Source organism: Sellimonas catena (genome assembly GCF_027924685.1).
GTDB lineage: Bacteria > Bacillota > Clostridia > Lachnospirales > Lachnospiraceae > Sellimonas > Sellimonas catena.
The window spans coordinates 77,850-97,981 of sequence record NZ_BSBO01000006.1; the positions used below are offsets into that span (position 1 = coordinate 77,850).

The window sequence follows — 20,132 nt, forward strand, 5'->3', positions numbered from 1 at the left end:
GAAGGGTTAGCAAATTGAAAGTACAAATATACGGGGTCTTTTATAGTTTATTTCTATCAATCACACCATAGCCGATTCCGACGTCCTCCCCTGTCATCACAAGCTGTTTCACAGCTCTCTGCAGGCTTGTCTGTTCCGGATAGTTTTCTTTATCTTCCCGGATTTCGCCAAATACCCTTTCCTCCGCCTGGCGGAAAGGATAGATGATCTTTTCCACCTCAAACCGGTTCTGGAATTTCAGAATGTTGCTCTGCTGTTTTAAGAGTTTCTGAAGCTTCGGCGAGAGCAGCCACGATTCACAGTCATACATCGTATACTCCGGTCCGAAAAAGCGGTCTGCCTCCGCAAATGATTTTCCGCATTCCTCATCCAGAAGCGGCTCTCCCTCCGGAATGTGCACATGCAGAACCTTATTCTCCGGATCCGGCTCAAACTGAAGTCTTCCAAGCCGGAAAATTTTCATCTGCAACGGGAGCGACAGCCAGCGTTCTTCCACAATACCCGGAATTCCCTTCGTTTTCATGCACCGCCTGTACCAGATCGTAATATCATAAAAGGTATCAAAATAAACGCGGTCGGAAATCCCTTTCTCCATAAATGCCGGGTACAGATCGCATGCCAGACGCAGGTACAGACAGAGATAGAACTGTTCTTTGTCCGTCCTTTTATCTGCTTCCTCAAAAAATGTCTTTGTATCCTCGTAAAATAAATTCTTCCATTTCTGATAAACTGTCTCCGTCATCGGAAAGGATCCCGCACAGTTCCTTCCCTCCTCCGGAAGCTGAATCTTCTCCATCAATGTTTCCAGCTCCATCATCTGACTCCTTTCTTTTCGTATCTTCTCTTCAATCCGGTCCGCAAGTTTTTCTGCATCCGGCAGTTCCTTCGGATCACAGCACCAGTATTTCTCATGATCCGCGTCCTTCATTCCCTCAATCAAAATCACATCCGCCTCAGGAAAAAATGTGGTCAGTTCTTCCAGTTTCGTACCTCTTTGATTTTTCACAAGCTGATATTTTCCGGAAGAAAAAACTGCGGATGCATAGGCACCTGCCTGATAGTGCCTCCAGCTGTCCGTTCCTTCCCGGTCAGCCTCAAAGTCATGGCCGTCATGCTTTATGGCCGCAACCTGAAAGCCTCTTCCGGTGAGAATCCGGATGAGTGATTCCATCAGCGTTGTCTTCCCGGAATTTTTCTCCCCGGCTATTCCAAAGAGCACCGGATGTCCTGCTATATTCTGATATACCATACCTGTTCTCCCTTTTCAATCCGCTCTCTGCCTTTCTCGATTTTTACCAGACAGTTGCAGCCATTCATAGAACTTAAAATCCCTGATTTTTCTTTATCCTGAGGAATGGTAATTCTGCCGGACTCTTCTCTCCCTCTGATGTAGCGGTCTGTTTTGCATGTCTTATGAAAGGCCGTCATCAAAATCCCCTTTTCTTCTTTTGGAAGCAGGTCCTCACATCCCAAAAGACATGCTGCCGCATATCTTACAAAGAGCTCCATATGAACTGCCGCCGCAAATGGATTGCCGGAAAGGCTTACGACCAGCGTCCCCTGTAAGACGGAACATGCTGTCGGGGAACCTGGCTTTACGAGAACACGTTCAAACAGGAAGTCTGCTCCTTCCTGTTTCAGGACATCCTTTACCAGATCTTTTTCTCCCACAGAGACTCCGCCCGTCGTCACAACCAGATCGGCGCAGCCGGCCGCTTTTCTCAGGCTTGTCCGAATAGTTTCCTCCTCATCCGGTATTTCTTCTGCCAGCACAACTTCTCCTCCAAGCTCCCGAATCCGCTCTGCAATCATAAACAGACTGGAGTCGTAAATCTGCCCGGGGCAAAGCGTTTTTCCCGGGAAGCACAGTTCATTCCCGGTGGTCAGTACCGCAATTTTCACTTTCTCTCGCACCCGGACGGTATGGTACCCCGCTGCAGACGCGATTCCGATTCGGATGGCATCGAGCCTGATCCCTTTTTCAAGCAGAAGGTCTCCCTCTCGGAAGTCCTCTCCTGCCGGGCAGTAATTGTCATATGCATTCTGGCTTTTTCTTATTTGTACTTTCCGTTCTCCACCGTCAGTCTCTTCCTGTTTGACAACAGTATCCGCCCCGTTTGGAATCGGTGCCCCGGTCATGATCCGCGCTGCTTCCCCCGGCCTGATTTCCCGCTTCGGATATTCTCCCGCCCACAGTTTTTCCACAACCCGCAGGCAGACCGGCGTCTCTTTTCCGGCATCCCGGATATCTTCCGCACGGAGGGCATACCCATCATAGGGAGATCTTGGAAACGGAGGATTGTCCTGCCAGGCCCGGATCTCTTCAGCAAGGATTCTCCCTCCCGCATCCATCAGGCTGACTTCCTCTGTTTTTTCTTCCCTTACAGCCACTTTTTTTATCAGTTCCTGCGCTTCATTCACTGTCACTGTTTTCCCGTCCATCGTTCCTCCTTTGAAGTCTTCGATATTCCTGCTCTGTATTCAGATTGACGAGCTTTTTCAGCTGTTTTGTCCCGTCGAGAAACGTATATTCCTTCGCTTCTTCTGTCTCAAACAGGCTCTTCATTCTGTAATTTCCCGCTGTGCGCTGCCGTTCCATAACGGGAATCATTGCTTTTGTATAGATACCCGGGAACGGTTCCGGCCCTTTTTCTGTCCGGTAAAATACCGGACGTCCACTCCTCTCATATTCCCGGATCAGCGTTTCTGCCATCTCCTCATCAAGGCCAAAGGTATCGCACGGTACAACAAACAGAGCATCCTGAGGGCACAGCAAAAGACCGCTCATGATCCCTCCAAGCGGTCCTGCTTCCTCATAGAAATCCGTTATCCATCCGGCACTCCCCACAGTCTCTTCTGGAATCTCAGCCACCGAAATATAAAAATTCTCCAGAGAGCGGAGCGTCTCCATTGCCCATAGAGCCAGATACTTCCCCTGATGCCGCAGATAGAGTTTCTGCCGTCCGCCCATCCTTTTTCCTCTGCCTCCCGCCAGAATGTATCCGGCCAGATCGGTTCTCTGTCTGCTCATCTATTCTTTCTCCAGTGTAATTACATCCAGACAGCAGACGGACACACACGCCGGCTCCCTTCCTTCTTTCAGCCGCTCAATGCAGCCGTCACATTTCGCTGCTTTTTTATTTTCATCCAGAAAAATCACATGATCCGGACAGACCTTTTCACATGCTCCGCAGCCGATACACATCTCCTTGTCAACCAGAATCCATCCGTATTCCTGATCCCGGTAAAGCGCACCTGACGGACATACCTCTGCGCATGCTCCGCAATGAGTGCAGCCCGGACAGATCTCATAAGAAAATCCCTTCTCCTCATCTGTCACCTTCCGGATCGTCCGAAAACTTCTTGCATGAATCTCTTCTGCACCATGATGTGCGTCCAGACATGCCGTATGGCACGCATAACATCCGACGCATCCTGCGGTATTAAACTTCAGTCGATACGGCATTTTCTGTCACCTCCGCCTGTTTTTCTATTTTACAGAAATAGCTTTTATATCCCGGGAAACCAGTATAGGGATCAAGATAGTTCCGGTCAATCAGATTGTTCGCTTCCCCTTTTTTATTTCCATGATAAATATAAACTATGCCCGGATTTCCAGTAATGGAATACACAGCAGTTCCCTTCATTTCCCCGACCGGAGAGGTCACTTTCACCGGATCTCCGTCTGCGATTCCGTAAGTCTTTCCGTCATCCGGATGAATCTCCACCATCGGGTTCGTTTCCAGACCGGAAAGCCATGGAAGCCGGTACATTCTCGCATGGAAAAACTGTGGTTTTCTGGCTCCGGTATTTAAAATCAGCGGATACTCCTTCCGGTCCACCTGATCCTGTTCCCGGAAATCCTTGTAGACAGGCAGCGGATCATATCCTCTGCTTTCCTTATATTTCTCAAGTACCAGTGAGGAAAATTCCACCTTCCCGGACAGCGTATGAAACGGCTCATCCTCGTAAGTCCGTTCCCTCGGCGGAAAAATTACTTTCCCTCTCATTCCGGCCGGATGGCTGCGGAGATCCTCCAGCGTCAGCCCCGACGGTTCCAGAATATAATTCATGTAGGATTCGTATCCGCCGGTCAGCACTTTATCTTTCAACTGCATTCTCCGTGCCAGTTCCATAATGATTTCAATATCATTTTTCGCCTCTCCGACAGGCTCCACTGCCCGCTGATTCAGCGCAAACATTCCTCCCCGAAGCGACTTGACCTCCTCACGCTCAAATGTGGTGCAGGCAGGCAGCACCAGGTCTGCCATTTTAGAAGAATCCGACCAGAACAGCTCTGTGTTGACATAGAAATCCAGCGTTCCAAGTGCTTTCTGCAGATGCTCCGGCTGCGGCCACATCCGGTGATTCAGTCCCATGGCAAAGACTGCCTTCAAAGGATACGGATCCTCCTCCAGGATATAGTCCGCAAGTCTCGTGCACTGGGCCTCCTGACAAGGAAGATCAAACCATACCGGAAAATCTTTCTCCCCGACGGCCTCTTCCTTATTATAACGAATGACTTTTCCAAACTCGTTGCACGGTGATGCAGGCCCCGGCCTGGAGCGGTTTCCTCCCTCTATATCATAGTTTCCCGTCAGCGCAATCAGACAGAACACCGCCCTGTAGTTCTGAAAACCATTGATATGATGGACAATCGTTGAAACCGAAAACTGAATTCCCGAAGGCTTGTTGCAGGCATAGAGCCTTGCCGCCTCCCGGATCAGATCCGCGTCCGCCCCGGTAATCTCCTGTGCCTTCTCCGGTGGAAACTTCCGAACATAATTCTTATATTCCTCAAACCCATGTACATACTTTTCCACGAACTCTTTGTCGTAAAGATTCTCCTCAATAATCACATGGGCCATCGCAAGGGCAAGCGCTCCATCCGTCCCCGGCGTGATCTTCAGATGAATATCCGCCTCCTTCACAGTCACTGTATTACGCGGATCCACCGCAATGATCTTCACACCCCGCTCCTTTAAACTCCGGTACATCTTTCCCATCGGTGTATTAGAATGGAACAGATTGCTCGTCCAAAGCAAAAGCGTCTTCGTATGGGCCAGATCCGGAAAACAGATCCCGTTTCAGTAAACCGACTTCCACGCCAGATCCGAAGCCTGAAAGCAGGTACTCGATTCCGTACAGTAATTCTGACTCCCAAATGCATTCGCGAGGCGCAGAAGTGCAGGTCTGTACCATTTCGGGTAACCCGCATAAAATACCACAGACTTTGCCCCGTACCGCTCCTTCACCCGGTTCAGATTCTCCTCGATCAGATCATATGCTTCCTCCCAGGAAATCCGCTCAAACGCTCCGCTTCCCCTCTCCCCGACACGCTTCATCGGATAAAGGATCCGCTCCTCATTATAAAGGTACTGCTTTGACGCCGCTCCCTTAGAACAAAGTCCCCGGCTCTTTCCATTCTCCACACGGCCCTCAACGGAAACAACCTTTCCATCCTCCACATAAACATCCATCGGACACCCGGTCGAACAAATCCCACAGAAAATCTGCTTTTTCTCCATAAACGCTCCGCTGCCTCCTCCCAAACAAACTTCATAGTACGTCTATTATACGTCGGTACACTTCGGAGTGTAAAATAAGGTTTGTCTATCAGTTTATCATCTTTATCTATAGTTATGGACTAAATCCGTTTTGCGATTTCGCGGTTAATCCGGTTCCTCAGAGCAATCAGATAATAGTCTGTTTTCGGGAAACATGTAAATGTCAGAGGCTCTGCCAGATTCTCCTCTATGCATTCCATGACAGTTTCACGTCCTGCCAGAGATTCAAGAAGTTCACATGCGCGCAGATCCTGAAGCGCCTCTTCCAGCACCATCATGCGAATGGATTCCTCCGGATACCCGTCTGTTCCCGGATAAACAAGGAACGGATCTCCCGCCGCAAAACATCCCCCTGCGTCTGTCACCTGATACGGATTCAGTTTTTCCAAAGAATACTGACTGTTATAAAAATTATAACCCCAGTGCAGAATTCCGGCAATCCGGTATTTATAAAGCTGCAACCCGTAAATCCGGTTACGGAGAGACGGCATTGCCATAAATCGGTTACTCACCTCATAAGACTGCGACACACAATAATAAGTCCACAGATTTTCTACTCCGTGGTTCAGGAATTCTTGAATCGCATCATTTGCCGGAACCGGCTGCTCAACGAGTCCGTGTTCATAAAATTTATAGTCCGAAAGTGCGTCCATCGTATGAAATCCGTCCAGCAGGTCTTCAATAGATTCTCTCGCCGCACGGTAACTATCCAGATCTTCCTCTCGTGGTTCGTCGGACAGATGAAACCAGGTTACCTCAGCGATCCCCCATTCTTTCAGCTTTCCCGTAAGCTGCGGAAGCAGCACATGCAGAAAGTCTGTATACTTTCCTGATGCCGGTGTATGCCATCCAAAGATTTTCTCCTCTTTTCCATCTTTGAGTGCAACCACTTTTGGCGCATATGCGGCTCCCCACTGGGAGAAAAGATGGCTCATCTCAAAATACTGAATGCCGCAGCTTCTGCAAAGATCGACCCAGCGTTTCAGTTTTTCAAACCCAAAGTGATACTCTCCTGATTTCACTTCAATATCGAGGAGCTGTGTTGTCGTCCGCTCATGCCCGATGGCCGTATCAAGCGCCGGTGTAAAAAGCGGTGTGAGAATCATATTGCCGCCGCGTTTTACATACTCCCGGATATAGTTTTCCATAATCTTCCAGTGTTCTTCCGAAAAGACCGGCACATGATAATAATCCGCAAGACAGTCCGCATAAAACCATTCTGTATGCAGGATCTTCTGCTTTGGAAGTACCGCATTGTATATGGTAACTTCTGTCCTTGCTTCCGCAAGTTTTTCCTGGCCTTTCGTTAAGATAATCGTAACAGGATATACTCCGGCCAAAACATCTTCTGGCGTTTCAATATCAATCCAGAGACTCCTCCATTGCTGAGGGTAAATATATGTTTCATTATGTTCCAGTTCTCTTAACAGATCCGGATATAAGCCCGCTTCTGTTTTCAGGTAGTTATCATCTGTCCTGTTTCCGCATGCCTTACATACCGGTACATTTTCCACCTGTCTGACACGGATCAGATCCTTAATCTCTGATTCTACCTGTACCGTTACCCGGCGCCGCTCCGAATCTGTACTCGTACAGGCGGCCTGAAAAGAAATCGTTTCTCCCTTCAGGCAAGTCAGCTTCATACACTCCGGACGATAAACCGGCCTTTCCTCCAGAAAAACTTTCTCCAAAGAACTTACAAGTCTTATTTCATACATCTCTTTTTTCTGCTCCATAATTTCCTCCCGTTTTTCATTTCTTCTATTGTAAAAAAACAGGCACAGCTTTTCAACTGTGCCCCTTCAGGCTTTTGCCCGTTTACCGCATCATCCATGCTCCGTTTGTAAAATCCGGTACTGCTACCGGCTGGCTTCCAAGTGTAATAGACTGTTCCGCCAAAGTCGAAATGCTCATCCATGAAGCCATATCATATACATCGATCGGCATCGGTTTATGGTCTCTGATGGCTTCTACAAAATCACAGAAAACAAGCCAGTCCATTCCGCCATGTCCACGTTTTACTCCTTCTTCGAGATACTGTTTCCAAACAGGATGTTCGTACTCTTCTCTGTATTTTTCGACATTTCCCCACTGCTCTTTCCAGGAGAAATCATACTTCTCATGTTCTCCATCCAGAAAAATCGATCCATTCTCCTCGTTGAACAGTCCTTTTGTTCCCTGCACAAAAAATCCTCTGGAATAATACCTTGGAAGAGTCGTGTCCAGTTTCAGTGTAATCGTTTCACCATTTGCACATTTAATCAGTGTCGTGACGATATCTCCCTGTTGAAATCTGACTGCACGAAGTTCCTGATCATCCGGCTTTTCTTTTTTGATATACTCTTCCAGTCCTTCCGCTTTCGACGCCATGGATGTCAGTGACACCATACGGTTTCCATGGTTAATTCCAAGAATCCGTGCAATCGGTCCCAGTTCGTGGGTCGGATAATTTTCTGTATTACGGTGAATATAATTTCTCAGTCTGTAATGCCGTTCTTCTTTCCCGTAAGCGACTTCTTTTCTCAAATCATGCATATATCCTCCGGCACAGTGGACAATTTTTCCAAACACGCCCTTTTTTACCATATGGTATGCCATCATCTCGTCCCGCCCATAGCAGCAGTTTTCCAGCAGCATAATCGGCGTTCCCGTTTTCTCATACGTTTCAACCAGTCTCCAGCATTCCTGAATCGAGTAGGCGCCTCCTACTTCACAACCGACCGGTTTTCCTGCTTCCATCGCCTCGATGGCCAGACGGATATGTGATTCCCAGGAGCTGCACAAAATGACCGCGTCAATATCAGAACATTCATATATCTTCCTGTAATCCGTAGTCTGATACGGCTTCTTTCCTGTCTTCTCCACAATCAGTTTTGCCGCTTTTTCACATCGGTCTTCATATACATCGCACACTGCACTGATCACTGCATCCTCATGATTGAGGAAGACATCCTCCAGAAGCATTGCTCCTCTGCATCCCAGTCCGATCAGTCCGATTCTGATTTTTTCACCCATGATGTTCTCCTTTATCCATAATAATCTGTCTGAAACTTCAGTACTCCGTCCAGCTTAAATGCCTCGCCCGCAATCGGCGGAAACTGATCTGTTTTTTCTATTTTGTTATCCTGAAAAATCAGTGTTTCCAGATTAACCGCGTAAACCAGGCGGTTGTCAAAGCATCGAAAGAGATTCTTCCTTACTTCCAGATACTGATGGTATCTCTGTCCTTCTTCCCAGATCCCGGCACTTGGGGATACCTGAATCGGTGCACTTCCCCATTGGGGAACATACGCACAGTTGATAAACTCATTCTCCTCTAGAAGAATATACTTCGTCGCTCCTGACTCAAACCAATAATTAGAGTCTCCTTCGATCAAAATAGCCGCTCCCGGTGTTTCAAACCGGTTCTTCCGCACAATCACCTGCCCCGCGGTTGTTAGCAAAAGTCCTCTTGCCCTGTTATTTCGAAATGTACATCCCTCCACCAGTACATCCGGCACATAGGATTTGTTCTCTACCACAAATCCCGGTGTCAGAGATTCCATCTCATCGTGGAATACAATATGCTGAAAATCTTTATTCAGCATTGTAACTTCGCAGACTTCTGCTCTTTCTTTTTCCAGCATCGTCCGGTTGTCAATGATCCCGAAGAGTTCTCCCGGCTGTCCCAGTTTTACTCCTTTTTGCATACCTTCCACGAGTTCCACAATGACTTCTTTTTTGTTAAGCACCTTATGAATTCTTCCGTAGATTCCGTGAATATTAACCGGGTCATCCAGCTGATTTTCCACCAGGCAGTCTTTGATCTGAATTTTTCCACCGGCATACACAAAATGAAATCCATCCGCTGTCGCCGTAAACATTCTCTTCTTTACCGGGTGTCTTCGTATATCCACCTGTTCGATTGTAATATTCTTCGTAAACTGCGAGATGACTGCCATTCCGGTGCAGTGATAAATCGTAATATGTCTTAATGTTACATCTGCGCTGTCTGTAAGATAAAAGCACGGATGCGTCCTCCAGTGATGCCGCAGGATCAGAATATTCCCCGACTTTGATGTTTCGGGAAACTTCTGCCCCCCTGTAAGACTGATTTCCACCAGATTCTCCCCTTCTTCCCGGAAGGTCGCCCCATAGGAAGACGGGTATGGCTTGTTGAAACTGATATCCCTTCCCCTGTATACCGGAGCACATCTCCGGGCATCCATTTCCAGACATCCGCAATACAGTTCAGCAAGTCCATTTTCCTCTTCAAAAAAAATGTTCCCGTGAATGATCCGGTATGGATACTCCTCCCGATTGATCTCAAGAAGCATCTTTTTGTCCGTCACTTTCACAATTTTACCTTCTGAATATCCGGTCCGTGCATAGTCAATTGTGATCCCTTCAATACAGATCTCCCTGCATCTGTCAATATGGAACGGCAGAATATCCGTATGGAACAGAAACTGCGTATCTGTTCCGCTGATTTTGACCTGTTTCATCCCGCTCAGATCAAATGCCACCTTTTTTATGGTGTCTTCATCGTGGTTCGATATGTACAGCAGTTTTTCTCCTGCATAATCCGGATAAAAATGGTAGATTCCCTTTTCAAAACGGATTTCCAGCTTTTCTTCTTTCCGTATTTCCTGCAGCATCTTTCTCAGTTTCAGGGTTGTTTCTTTCTCATCTCCGGGCATGATCCCGAACTCTTTTACATAAATCTGCCTCATCTTTCACCTCGCATGCCGATTCTGTCTTTTAACCTTTTACACTTCCAAGGACCAAACCTTTTGTGAAGTATTTCTGAAGAAACGGATAGATAATCATAACCGGGATTGCTCCCAAGAACAGCTGTGCCGCTCTTCCGGTTCTGGCATCCATCTGAATCAGCAACGCCTGAATATCCGAACCCTGGGCAGATCGAAGCAACTGTTCGAAACTCTGCAGCAGAGTCTGCAGATAGGTCTGCAAAGGGTAGTTGTTCGGATTGTTCATATAAATCATTCCGCTGAACCAGTCATTCCAGTGCGTTACAATACAAAACAGCCCCACGGTTGCAAGTGCCGGTTTCAAGACCGGAAGCAGAACTTTCACCAGAATCTGGAACGGACTTGCCCCGTCAATAGCAGCTGCCTCTTCAATCTCTTCCGGGATTCCTCTCATAAAATTCATCAGGATAATCATGTTATAAACCGGTACCGCCCCCGGAAGCACAAGCGCCCAGATTGTATCTTTCAGTCCAAGCCCTGTTACAACCAGATAAGTTGGAATCATTCCTCCTGAAACAAGCATGGTAATGACAAAATAAACCATATAGACGCTTCTTCCTGTGACCTGTTTTTTTGTCTTCGACAGGGGGTATGCCGTAAGAATCATGAGGATCAGATTAATCCCCACTCCCAGAAATACTCTCTCAAACGAGATTAAAAGAGCTCTTAAAAACTTTCCTCCTTTGAGCGCATACTCATATGCGCTCAAAGTGAAGTTCACCGGAACAAATCCTACCGCTCCCGCAGAAACCGCCGCACTGTCACTAAAGGAAATTGCCAGCAGATTGATAAACGGAAGGATACAGGTCAGCGATACAATCGTCAGAATAAAAATATTTACAAAGTTAAAAATTTTATTTCCTTTTGTCTTATACTGCATCTCATCCCTCCTAGAAAATCTTATATCCTGCACACTTGTCAGCAAGAATGTAGGATGTCAGTACCAGTACTGCAGAAACGGCAGATTTAAACAGGCCGATAGCGGCTCCGACTGAGTACTGTGCCTGCTCAATACCAAGGCGGTATACATAGGTATCAATAATATCTCCGGTCTGGTATACGATCGGGGAGTATAGATTATAAATCTGGTCAAATCCCGCATTCAGTACGTTTCCAAGAGCAAGTACCAGCATCAGAATAATGGTCGGCATCAAAAGCGGAAGTGTAATATACCGGATCTGCTGCCATCTTGTCGCTCCATCAAGAATCGCTGATTCATACAATCCCGGATCAATACTGGTCAATGCGGCCAGATATACAACTGTCCCGAATCCAAAACCTTTCCAGATATCTGTCACGATCATTGTCCACGGGAAAATAGATGCATTCCCAAGAAAATTAACCGGACCGACTCCAAAAATTCCAAGGAACTGATTGATCACTCCTGTATTAGAAAGAATATCGATTAAAACTCCGGCCATAATAACCCAGGACAAAAAGTTTGGAATGTAAATCAACGTCTGAAAAATTCGTTTCAGTCTGTTGGAAACCAGTTCATTGAGCAGCAGTGCGAAGAAAACCGGTACGACAATTCCTCCGATCAGCTTTGCCACCGCAATAAAGAACGTGTTCCAGATTGTTCTCAGGAAAGCCGGCTGGCTGAAAATATATTCGAAATTTTTCAGACCGACCCATGGGGATGAAAAACCAAGCGCCGGGTTGTAATCTTCGAATGCGATAATCACCCCGTAAAGCGGGATATATGCGAATATGAAGATCAAAATCACGCCCGGAAGCAGCATGAGATGATACTGCCATTGTCTTTTTAATTTTTTCATACGCCCACCTTCTTAGTTGTTTCCATAGGTTTCATTGATTTCTTCTGTCGCCTTTGCACCGCCTGCGCTCTCCCAGTCAGCTACCAGTGTATCAAAATAGTCAATGCTTTCTTCTCCTACAATAATTTTGGTAAATCCTTCGATCAGGATATCATCCAATGTACTTCCTGCACTCAGAAGTGTCTCTGTCTGAGGTCCCCACATAGCGTCACGAATATATTCTTCGTTATCGATAATCTCCTTGGAAATACGATATGCCGATTTTGGTCCGCCCTGCTGCAGATAATCTCCTACTCCTGTAGATGCACCTTCTTTGATAAAGTCTACACAGTTGGAGTATTTTACTCCGTCTTTGCCAAGTGTTGCAGGATCTTCGTCCAGACTTACCGCAAGTGTATCGGTAACTTTGATAAACTGATTGTAGTCTGTATCTGGATTGATAACACGGAGAGCATACGGAATATTTGTATATGCGTTTCCAAACAGTTCGTTGATAAAGTCAGTATCTTCCTGATCTCCTTCATCCATGACATGTGCGTAGAAGTTAAGGAGCTTCAGCACTGCTTCTGGATTCTTGCAGTCTTTGCTTACTACAATATAGCCATAGTTTGCAAATGTAACATTTGCAAGAACTTCTTCACCGTTAGCCGACGGAATCTTATACGGTTCAAAGATTGCGTCTGTTCCGAGATTCTGTACGACACTCGGGCCCGGATCGTATCCCCAGTACTGATAGTACGGGCTTACACCTGTCTGTTCGCTGATTTCGCCTTCCAGCATTTTTTCCAGATCTTTTGTAGTGAACTCCGGATCTACAATTCCGTCTGCATACCACTGTGTATATGCTGCCAGCGCTTCTTTCATCTCCGGCTGTACCGAGCCGTATCCAAGTGAGCCGTCGGCTGTTTCCACCCAGATATCCGGGTGTGCTCCCCATGCTACCGCGAGCATTTTAAAGCAGTCCAGATCCTGATTTTCTGTCAGGCCGTATCCGCCGTAATTTTCCTGGAAAGCTTTTGCGATCGCAATCACATCGTCCATCGTCTGAGGATCTTCCAGCTTCAGATTCTCTTTCCAGTCTTTCCTGATCCAGATCTGGTTTGGCTGGTCGATGATTCCATAGGACAGCTGAGGAATTCCATACAGTTTTCCGTCCAGATGTCCGGTTTCAAACGTATCGCTCTCCTGTTCCATATAACCTTTCAGAAGATCGGATGCATATTCATCAAAAATATCTGTCAGGTCGTAGATCATATCCGCTTCTTTCAGCTGACGAAGCTGCTGAGCGTCAACACAGAACACATCAGGAATACTTTTGTCTGCAATGGTCAGATTCAGTTTTGTGTCATAATCATTACTTACCCAGTCATTTACAACCTCAATGTTAAACCATTCTTTGTACGCACGATACCACGGGTTGTCATCATAACTGTCTCCTTCCGCGAACTGGATTCCCGCGTTTTCCGGAAGTACAGTGCTGATTGTCACGGTTTCTTCATACGGATCCCACGGATCTTCCGGAATCTCTACGGCTTCTTTACTGGATTTGGATGAACCTCCACCGGTTCCCTGTTCCATACAACCGGCCAGCAAACCTGCCATCATACATCCGGTCAACAAGACTGCAAGTACTTTTTTTCTTTTTCTCATTTTCACTCCTCCATTTCTTTATGAGATTTCATAAGGTTTCTTCTATTATCCAGAATTACCCGGAAAATAACCATATAATTTCTTTTCTTTTTTATAATTTATTGACAGTTAAAAATAAAACAGCCGGATTTTTATACAGATCACAATATTTTATAACTTTTCCAAATTGAATCGCTTCCTTTTCATGATATACTATCTTTAATAAGAAAGCATCAAAGGAGAAGACCAAATGAAACGAAAAAATACATTACTGAAAAAAATTGTGATTCTGTTTTTATGTCTAGTTTTTCCATTGATCATTGTATGGTTCTTTACACTCCGATACAGCAATCAGATTCTGAGACAACAGGTGCTTTCTTCCATAGATTCCAATAACACAACCTATATTTCGCACCTGAATAATTCTCTTTATACCATTTACGGATCCGGTTTTACTCTCGTCCGGCAGTCCAACCTCCAGACATTTTCAAACGGTTTTTCCGGTCTGTCCACTTACGGAAGGTCAACTCAGATCAATCTGCTGAGAGAAGAACTTTCCGCAATTGCATTGTCGCTTCCATTCTGTCAGTCCGCCCATATCTTTTTTGAAAATCTAGGAGTCATGTACAACTCCGACGGATATCAGCTTGGAAGTTTTACCTCTATCACAGAAGAAGAATGCGAAACTCTGAAAAAGATTTCTCAGGAAACAGGTGCCTTTCACTATTATCAAAATCCGCTCACCGGGCAGGAAGAACTTGCCTGTTGCCTGATGCCATTTTCAAACGCCTCCTACGGACTCATTTTCGTACTTTCCGTAAGCGATCTGCAGTCTTATATGGAAAATAACAGTTCCTATGAAAATGAATATTACCTTTTTACGATCGGAACACAATTTTCTTTAACTGATATGGGCAAAGATATGGAAGAGGAATTGCAGGACATGCAGGAAAGATCGGCTGAATCGGACAGCACTTTTCCCTGTGAAGTCATCACGCTTGACGGTATAGATTACTATGCATTTGTTTACGAAATGCCGGATATTTCCTTCCAGTATGTCCGCTTAATTCCAACAGCAGACATCATAAGCGCTGCAAGCATAACACCTGTGCTGCATCTTCTTTTTCTGATGTTAATTTCAGTTGCATGCATCGTCTTCTTCGTGGAAATCTACCGCCTTGTCCACAGACCGCTTGTACAGCTGATCAATGCATTCCGCGAAGTCGAGAAAGGAAATTTCAAAGTGCAGATTGACAATATGAACAGTCCGGACTTTGCCTATCTGTATCATGCTTTCAATGAAATGACTAAAAAACTAAATCAACTCATTGAGAAAGACTATACCCAGAAACTTCTTCTGCAAAAAGCAGAACTGAAACAGCTCCAGGCTCAGATAAATCCGCACTTTCTCTATAATAGTTTTTTTATGCTTCAACGGATGATCCAGACAGAGAATATCGAAGATGCACAGAATATTGCGAATGCGCTCGGTCTTTATTTCCGTTATCTTACCAGAAACAGTATGGATCATGTGACACTCGCTGAAGAATACGAACACGCAAAAAATTATGCATATATACAGGGACTCCTTTTTACCGGACGTATACGGATTGACTTTGAACAGCTCCCTGATGGATTTGAATCCATTGTCGTTCCAAAACTGATATTACAGCCGATTCTGGAAAATGCGTTTAATTACGGGCTGGCAAATAAGATCAAAGACGGTATCTGTCAGGTCCGTTTTCAAGCATCCGGTGACCTGTTGAGAATCGACATCGAAGATAACGGCGAAGAACTTACAGCTCAGAAACTACAGCAGCTCACACAGAATCTTCTGGCGGTCCAGGAATCCGGTTCTGATCTGGAAATGTCCGGCATCCTGAATATCCAGCGCCGGCTGATTATCTTTTCCAATACTCATGATTCGCTGCACGTGTCACGTTCTTCACTCGGTGGGCTGAAAGTTTCCATCACGCTTGATAAAAAAATTAAGGGGGATCTTACAAATGAAACTACTGATCGTAGATGATGAACACTATATCGTAAATTATCTTGCCGCCCTGATTTTAGAACATGCCGGCGAGGATCTTGAAGTTTATAAATGTTACTCTGGAATCGAAGCATTGGATCTTGCAAAGACTATGAAAATTGATCTGGCACTGCTGGACATTCATATGCCCGGACTATCCGGTATCGATACCGCCTCAGGCATCGCCGGATATTATCCCGACTGCCGTTTCATTTTTCTTACGGCATTTGATAATTTTGAACACATTTATGCTGCTGACAAGCTTGACCACTCCCGCTATCTCCTGAAAACGGAAAGTGATGAGGTCATTTTGGATGAAGTATTTTCTGCAATCCGGGAAATTCAGTCGGAAGCCGCCAAACTTCATCTGTTGTCTACAGCAAGTCAGAAGTCCATGCTTCTCTCCCATCTGCTGCAGCAAACCATTTTAAAAGAGATTTTTTCAGGTGGAAGTATTGATAAAATTATCCAGTCTCTTCAGATCAGTTTCTCAGAATTTCCACTTGATCTGAACTCGCCCGTTTTCCTGATGTACACCCAGATCCATCATCGTACATTTCAGGAAAAATACCGGATTCATTCCAGGACAACGCTGGAATATCTGCAGCTCATGGACCGGCTGTGCGTCAATAAATTCCACTATTCCATGTTGGATCTGGAACAGGGTACCTTGCTGTGGCTGTTTCAGCCCTCTTTTGACCCGTCCCTTGCTTCCGAATTCGACCTGCTGGAGTCTCTGGCAAATGATTTCAGTGATTATTGTACGGATACCCTGCACCGCCATGTGACAGTTGTGCTTTATCCTGCCGCCTCAGACTGGGAAAACATATACAAAAACTTTTACACGTTGCAGCAGTATGCGGACTCTTTTATCACCAAGGCTCCTTTGATCTATTCCTCGGTCAACATTCTGGATGATGAGCCTTCCTCATTATTCCTGCATTCCGGGGACTATATTGAACGGACCGAAATCGATCGTCTTCTTCAGGAACTGACATTTTCCTTATATCAGGGAAGCGAAACAGACTATGCCGCTGTTTTGAAGAAACTCGAAGAAGAATGCACAACCATCCGGAGCATGCATGATATTCGGGCGATCAAAATTTATATGTCCATCGCCCTGCTGCTTTTAAACTACATTGACCTGTATCAGCTTCAGGAACACCTTGCTTCTAAAATTGCGCTTTACCAACTGTACTACATTTATGACTTTTCCTCATGGAAAGAAGCATTTCATTACATTGGCTCGCTGTCACATCACCTGTTCGAGATACAGGATTCCAAAAAAACCGATAAAAACAATCTGCTGATTCAAAAAATCAAACTTTACATCGGTCAGCACCTGAGCGAAACCATCAATCTTGCCACAATCTCGCGGGTTGTAAATTATAATGAGACCTACATTTCGCGACTGTTCAAGCAGCTCACAGGAATCAGCCTGTCCGAGTATGTTTCCCAGGAACGAATAAAGAAGGCCAAACAGCTTCTGTCATCAACATCCGAATCAATACAGAATATCGCAGCTGTTACCGGGTTCGATACCTCACAGTACTTTTCTATTGTATTCAAGAAAATGACCGGGGTTTCACCCAGCACCTACCGTAAAACCCATTTATATACCCGGGGCGACTGATGTCCCCGGGCAGTTTATATCGGAAAGAGAGGTAAATCTATGAATCGACTGTTTAATATGGATAATATCGTAATGCAGACGCTCGGAAAACTCTTTGATCTTGTTGTGCTGAATATTGTTTTTATCATCAGCTGTATACCGGTTTTTACAATCGGAACATCCATCAGTTCCCTTTATACAGTCACGCTGAAAATAGTGAGAAAAAAAGAACCATACATCATCAAAGGCTTTTTTGAGGCTTTCCGCTCCAATTTCAGGCAGAGCACAATCCTTTGGATCTTCTGCCTTATTATGATCTGCTTCCTTGGATACGACTACCGGATATTAAATACACAAGGCTCCGATTTTTCCATATTGCGCATCCTCCTGATACTGATCACCCTGATTCTATGCGCAATTTTCCTCTATTTATTTCCGGTTGTATCCCACTTTAACAGCCCGACAACAAAAGCATTACAGAATGCTCTCCTTCTCAGCATCGCCCACTTACCATGGACACTGCTGCTGTTCCTGTATTACGGCACGATACTTTACCTGCTTCTTCACTTTCCTCAAATACTGGGACTATTCACACTGATCGGAATGTTCTGCGGATTTTCCCTGTCCGCCCTTCTCACCTCACTCATATACAATCACATATTTAAAAAGTATGAATAATTATATATCATCGGGGACGTGTTCCGGTGTTTCGGAACCCGTCCCCGATGAAAAAAATCTGACAATTCCTTTTCCGCCTTATTTTTAGCGGGGTTCCGGCGTTTTTTGTCCATTTACGTCGTGTACCTGTGAATTGAAATCTGTACTGATCTATGTGTTTCTATGATATACTGTCTTTAGAATATTCTATAGTTTTAATTTTTAAGCCATTCATAAAAAGTATCATTAAAAGTAAAGTAAGCATGACGATTGTATCACGCGAAAAGAGCAAGGAGGATTTTAAATGAAAAAAGCAGAAATTATTGTGGACAGGCATTTTCTTATCGGGGACGTCGACAAACGGATCTTTGGATCTTTTATTGAGCATCTTGGACGTGCTGTATATGAGGGAATCTATCAGCCCGGGAGTCCTTTTGCAGATACAGACGGAATGCGTACCGATGTGTTGGAACTGGTTCGTGAACTTCAGGTTCCTGTCGTGCGGTATCCTGGCGGAAATTTTGTATCCGGTTATCACTGGGAAGACGGTGTAGGTCCGAAGGATCTGCGTCCAGCCCGGCCGGATCCGGCATGGCAGGTCATCGAGACAAATGCGTTTGGACTAAATGAATTCGTGACCTGGGCACAGAAAGCGGATACGGAAGTTATGATGGCAGTCAATCTGGGAACAAGAGGTCCTGAAGATGCCAAAAATCTTCTGGAATATTGTAATTTTGAAAGTGGCACATATTACAGCGATCTTCGAAAAAAGCATGGGTACGAAAAGCCTCATCATATCAAACTCTGGTGCCTGGGAAATGAAATGGACGGGCCATGGCAGATCGGTCACAAGACAGCTGTGGAATATGGACGTACCGCCGAAGAAACCGGACGAATGATGAAAATGCTGGATCCTTCTATTGAAACCGTTGCCTGCGGAAGTTCCAATCTTGAAATGCCGACCTTTGGCTCCTGGGAAGAAACCGTGCTGGATCTGTGCTATGATCAGGTAGATTATCTGTCCCTGCATCAATATTATGGGAACGCAAATGGTGACACTGCAGATTTCCTCGCCAGCAGCGTAGGCATGGATCAATTTATTTCATCTGTAATCTCAATTTGCGACTGCGTCAAAGCCAAAAAGCGAACGAATAAACAGATCAATCTTTCCTTTGACGAGTGGAATGTCTGGTACCACTCCAATGACGCCGACGCAAAACTTCCAAAATGGAGCAAAGCCCCGCATCAGCTGGAGGATATTTACAATTTTGAAGACGCATTGCTCGTTGGAAGCATGCTTATTACTTTACTCCGCCACGCAGATCGTGTAAAAATTGCCTGTCTGGCGCAGTTGGTTAATGTCATCGCCCCAATCATGACATCTGATACCGGTGCATGGAGACAAACCATTTTCTATCCATTTTTCTACACAAGCCGATACGGCCGTGGTACAGTCATGAATACCATTGTGAAAGCCCCTGTATATGAAAGCAGAACATATGGCGATGCTTCTTACCTGGATTCTGTACTCATATGGAATCAGGAAAACGACGAACTTACACTCTTTGCAGTGAACAAAAGCCTGGAAGAAGATCTCGAAATTTCCTGTGATCTGCGCCAGTTTACTGAATACCGGATCGTTGACCACAAGATTCTCACACACGAAAATTTAAAAGCAGTCAACACAGAAGATCACCCTCTGGAAGTTACACCAGTCTCCGGCCAAAACGCAGCACTCGATTCCGGAAAACTCACCGCCCTCTTCCCAAAACACAGCTGGCAGATGATCCGAATGTGCAAAAAATAATATTTTGGGGACGTGTTCCGGCGTTTCGGAACCTGTCCCCGATGAAAAAAATTTGACAATCCCGTTTTTGCCTTATTTTACGCGGGTTTCGAGCATTTTTTGCTCATTTACGTCGTGTACCTGTGCATCGGAACACGTCCCCAATGTTTTACAATGAAAAAAAGAGTTCTGATTAATCAGAACTCTTTTATACGTGGGTTAGAGGATTCGAACCCCCGACCTTTTGGTCCGTAGCCAAACGCTCTATCCAGCTGAGCTAAACCCACACAATGTAGAATTGTCTTTGTTGCTTTGGTTATCTG

The 20,132-nt window shown here is 45.4% G+C and carries 15 protein-coding genes, 1 tRNA gene and 1 pseudogene; 4 read left to right on the forward strand and 13 right to left on the reverse strand.

The annotated features are described in order from the left end of the window. Positions 1-40 precede the first annotated feature (40 nt). From mobB to Selli1_RS04365, 12 genes and pseudogenes are all read right to left on the reverse strand, one after another. A complete protein-coding gene (gene mobB, locus Selli1_RS04310; RefSeq protein ID WP_281872395.1) occupies positions 41-1,249 on the reverse strand; it encodes a molybdopterin-guanine dinucleotide biosynthesis protein B in 1,209 nt (402 codons plus the stop codon). After that, the gene (locus Selli1_RS04315; RefSeq protein WP_281844642.1) at positions 1,231-2,442 is read right to left on the reverse strand and encodes a molybdopterin molybdotransferase MoeA; all 1,212 of its coding nucleotides are present in this window, start codon (positions 2,440-2,442) and stop codon (positions 1,231-1,233) included. Before Selli1_RS04315 ends, mobB begins: the two co-directional genes overlap by 19 nt. Then, the gene (gene mobA, locus Selli1_RS04320) at positions 2,414-3,031 is read right to left on the reverse strand and encodes a molybdenum cofactor guanylyltransferase (RefSeq protein ID WP_281844641.1); all 618 of its coding nucleotides are present in this window, start codon (positions 3,029-3,031) and stop codon (positions 2,414-2,416) included. Before mobA ends, Selli1_RS04315 begins: the two co-directional genes overlap by 29 nt. Then, on the reverse strand, positions 3,032-3,466 hold the full coding sequence (locus tag Selli1_RS04325) for a 4Fe-4S dicluster domain-containing protein (RefSeq protein WP_204864066.1): 435 nt from the start codon (positions 3,464-3,466) through the stop codon (positions 3,032-3,034). It abuts the gene before it with no gap. Beyond that, positions 3,444-4,136, reverse strand: a complete 693-nt coding sequence (locus Selli1_RS04330) for a molybdopterin dinucleotide binding domain-containing protein (protein WP_330677487.1) — start codon at positions 4,134-4,136, stop codon at positions 3,444-3,446. The genes Selli1_RS04325 and Selli1_RS04330 overlap by 23 nt, the downstream gene beginning before the upstream one ends. Continuing rightward, positions 4,134-5,528, reverse strand: a pseudogene (locus Selli1_RS04335) (molybdopterin-containing oxidoreductase family protein); the annotation flags it as partial. The gene Selli1_RS04330 and the pseudogene Selli1_RS04335, both read right to left, overlap by 3 nt. Before the next feature lie 119 nt (positions 5,529-5,647). Next, positions 5,648-7,303, reverse strand: coding sequence for a DUF4091 domain-containing protein (locus tag Selli1_RS04340; RefSeq protein ID WP_281844638.1), 1,656 nt, complete (start codon positions 7,301-7,303; stop codon positions 5,648-5,650). An 82-nt stretch (positions 7,304-7,385) separates the two neighbouring features. Then, positions 7,386-8,582 carry a Gfo/Idh/MocA family protein gene (locus Selli1_RS04345; RefSeq protein ID WP_281844637.1) on the reverse strand — a complete coding sequence of 399 codons (1,197 nt, stop codon included), beginning with the start codon at positions 8,580-8,582 and terminating at the stop codon, positions 7,386-7,388. Between the two features lie 11 nt (positions 8,583-8,593). Then, positions 8,594-10,279 carry a right-handed parallel beta-helix repeat-containing protein gene (locus Selli1_RS04350; protein WP_281872396.1) on the reverse strand — a complete coding sequence of 562 codons (1,686 nt, stop codon included), beginning with the start codon at positions 10,277-10,279 and terminating at the stop codon, positions 8,594-8,596. A 28-nt stretch (positions 10,280-10,307) separates the two neighbouring features. Beyond that, positions 10,308-11,198 (reverse strand): carbohydrate ABC transporter permease, encoded by an 891-nt coding sequence (locus Selli1_RS04355; RefSeq protein ID WP_087252419.1) that lies wholly within the window; start codon positions 11,196-11,198, stop codon positions 10,308-10,310. Positions 11,199-11,208: 10 nt separating this feature from the next. Beyond that, complete coding sequence (locus Selli1_RS04360; RefSeq protein ID WP_087252418.1) at positions 11,209-12,096, reverse strand: ABC transporter permease; 888 nt, start codon at positions 12,094-12,096, stop codon at positions 11,209-11,211. A 12-nt stretch (positions 12,097-12,108) separates the two neighbouring features. Further along, positions 12,109-13,746 (reverse strand): extracellular solute-binding protein, encoded by a 1,638-nt coding sequence (locus tag Selli1_RS04365; RefSeq protein ID WP_191427337.1) that lies wholly within the window; start codon positions 13,744-13,746, stop codon positions 12,109-12,111. A gap of 229 nt (positions 13,747-13,975) precedes the next feature. Between Selli1_RS04365 and Selli1_RS04370 the strand changes: the two genes are divergently transcribed. The 4 genes from Selli1_RS04370 (at position 13,976) to arfA (ending at position 19,830) form a co-directional block, all read left to right on the forward strand. Next, on the forward strand, positions 13,976-15,754 hold the full coding sequence (locus tag Selli1_RS04370) for a sensor histidine kinase (RefSeq protein ID WP_281844633.1): 1,779 nt from the start codon (positions 13,976-13,978) through the stop codon (positions 15,752-15,754). Further along, a complete protein-coding gene (locus Selli1_RS04375) occupies positions 15,732-17,387 on the forward strand; it encodes a helix-turn-helix domain-containing protein (RefSeq protein WP_281844632.1) in 1,656 nt (551 codons plus the stop codon). The genes Selli1_RS04370 and Selli1_RS04375 overlap by 23 nt, the downstream gene beginning before the upstream one ends. 39 nt (positions 17,388-17,426) lie before the next feature. Continuing rightward, entirely contained in the window at positions 17,427-18,044 is a 618-nt protein-coding gene (locus Selli1_RS04380; protein ID WP_281844631.1) for a YesL family protein, read from the forward strand. Positions 18,045-18,327: 283 nt separating this feature from the next. Then, positions 18,328-19,830: an arabinosylfuranosidase ArfA gene (gene arfA / locus Selli1_RS04385; RefSeq protein ID WP_281844630.1), complete on the forward strand. Its 1,503-nt coding sequence runs from the start codon at positions 18,328-18,330 to the stop codon at positions 19,828-19,830. A 192-nt stretch (positions 19,831-20,022) separates the two neighbouring features. On the opposite strand, the gene Selli1_RS04390 is transcribed toward arfA, so the two are convergent. After that, a tRNA-Arg gene (locus Selli1_RS04390) sits at positions 20,023-20,096 on the reverse strand. Positions 20,097-20,132 lie beyond the last annotated feature (36 nt).

Bases quoted from the DNA above. Each gene is read 5' to 3' on its own strand.
- mobB (WP_281872395.1), bottom strand. From the start codon at position 1,249: ATGGTATATCAGAATATAGCAGGACATCCGGTGCTCTTTGGAATAGCC.
- Selli1_RS04315 (WP_281844642.1), bottom strand. From the start codon at position 2,442: ATGGACGGGAAAACAGTGACAGTGAATGAAGCGCAGGAACTGATAAAA.
- mobA (WP_281844641.1), bottom strand. From the start codon at position 3,031: ATGAGCAGACAGAGAACCGATCTGGCCGGATACATTCTGGCGGGAGGC.
- Selli1_RS04325 (WP_204864066.1), bottom strand. From the start codon at position 3,466: ATGCCGTATCGACTGAAGTTTAATACCGCAGGATGCGTCGGATGTTAT.
- Selli1_RS04330 (WP_330677487.1), bottom strand. From the start codon at position 4,136: ATGGAACTGGCACGGAGAATGCAGTTGAAAGATAAAGTGCTGACCGGC.
- Selli1_RS04340 (WP_281844638.1), bottom strand. From the start codon at position 7,303: ATGGAGCAGAAAAAAGAGATGTATGAAATAAGACTTGTAAGTTCTTTG.
- Selli1_RS04345 (WP_281844637.1), bottom strand. From the start codon at position 8,582: ATGGGTGAAAAAATCAGAATCGGACTGATCGGACTGGGATGCAGAGGA.
- Selli1_RS04350 (WP_281872396.1), bottom strand. From the start codon at position 10,279: ATGAGGCAGATTTATGTAAAAGAGTTCGGGATCATGCCCGGAGATGAG.
- Selli1_RS04355 (WP_087252419.1), bottom strand. From the start codon at position 11,198: ATGCAGTATAAGACAAAAGGAAATAAAATTTTTAACTTTGTAAATATT.
- Selli1_RS04360 (WP_087252418.1), bottom strand. From the start codon at position 12,096: ATGAAAAAATTAAAAAGACAATGGCAGTATCATCTCATGCTGCTTCCG.
- Selli1_RS04365 (WP_191427337.1), bottom strand. From the start codon at position 13,746: ATGAGAAAAAGAAAAAAAGTACTTGCAGTCTTGTTGACCGGATGTATG.
- Selli1_RS04370 (WP_281844633.1), top strand. From the start codon at position 13,976: ATGAAACGAAAAAATACATTACTGAAAAAAATTGTGATTCTGTTTTTA.
- Selli1_RS04375 (WP_281844632.1), top strand. From the start codon at position 15,732: ATGAAACTACTGATCGTAGATGATGAACACTATATCGTAAATTATCTT.
- Selli1_RS04380 (WP_281844631.1), top strand. From the start codon at position 17,427: ATGAATCGACTGTTTAATATGGATAATATCGTAATGCAGACGCTCGGA.
- arfA (WP_281844630.1), top strand. From the start codon at position 18,328: ATGAAAAAAGCAGAAATTATTGTGGACAGGCATTTTCTTATCGGGGAC.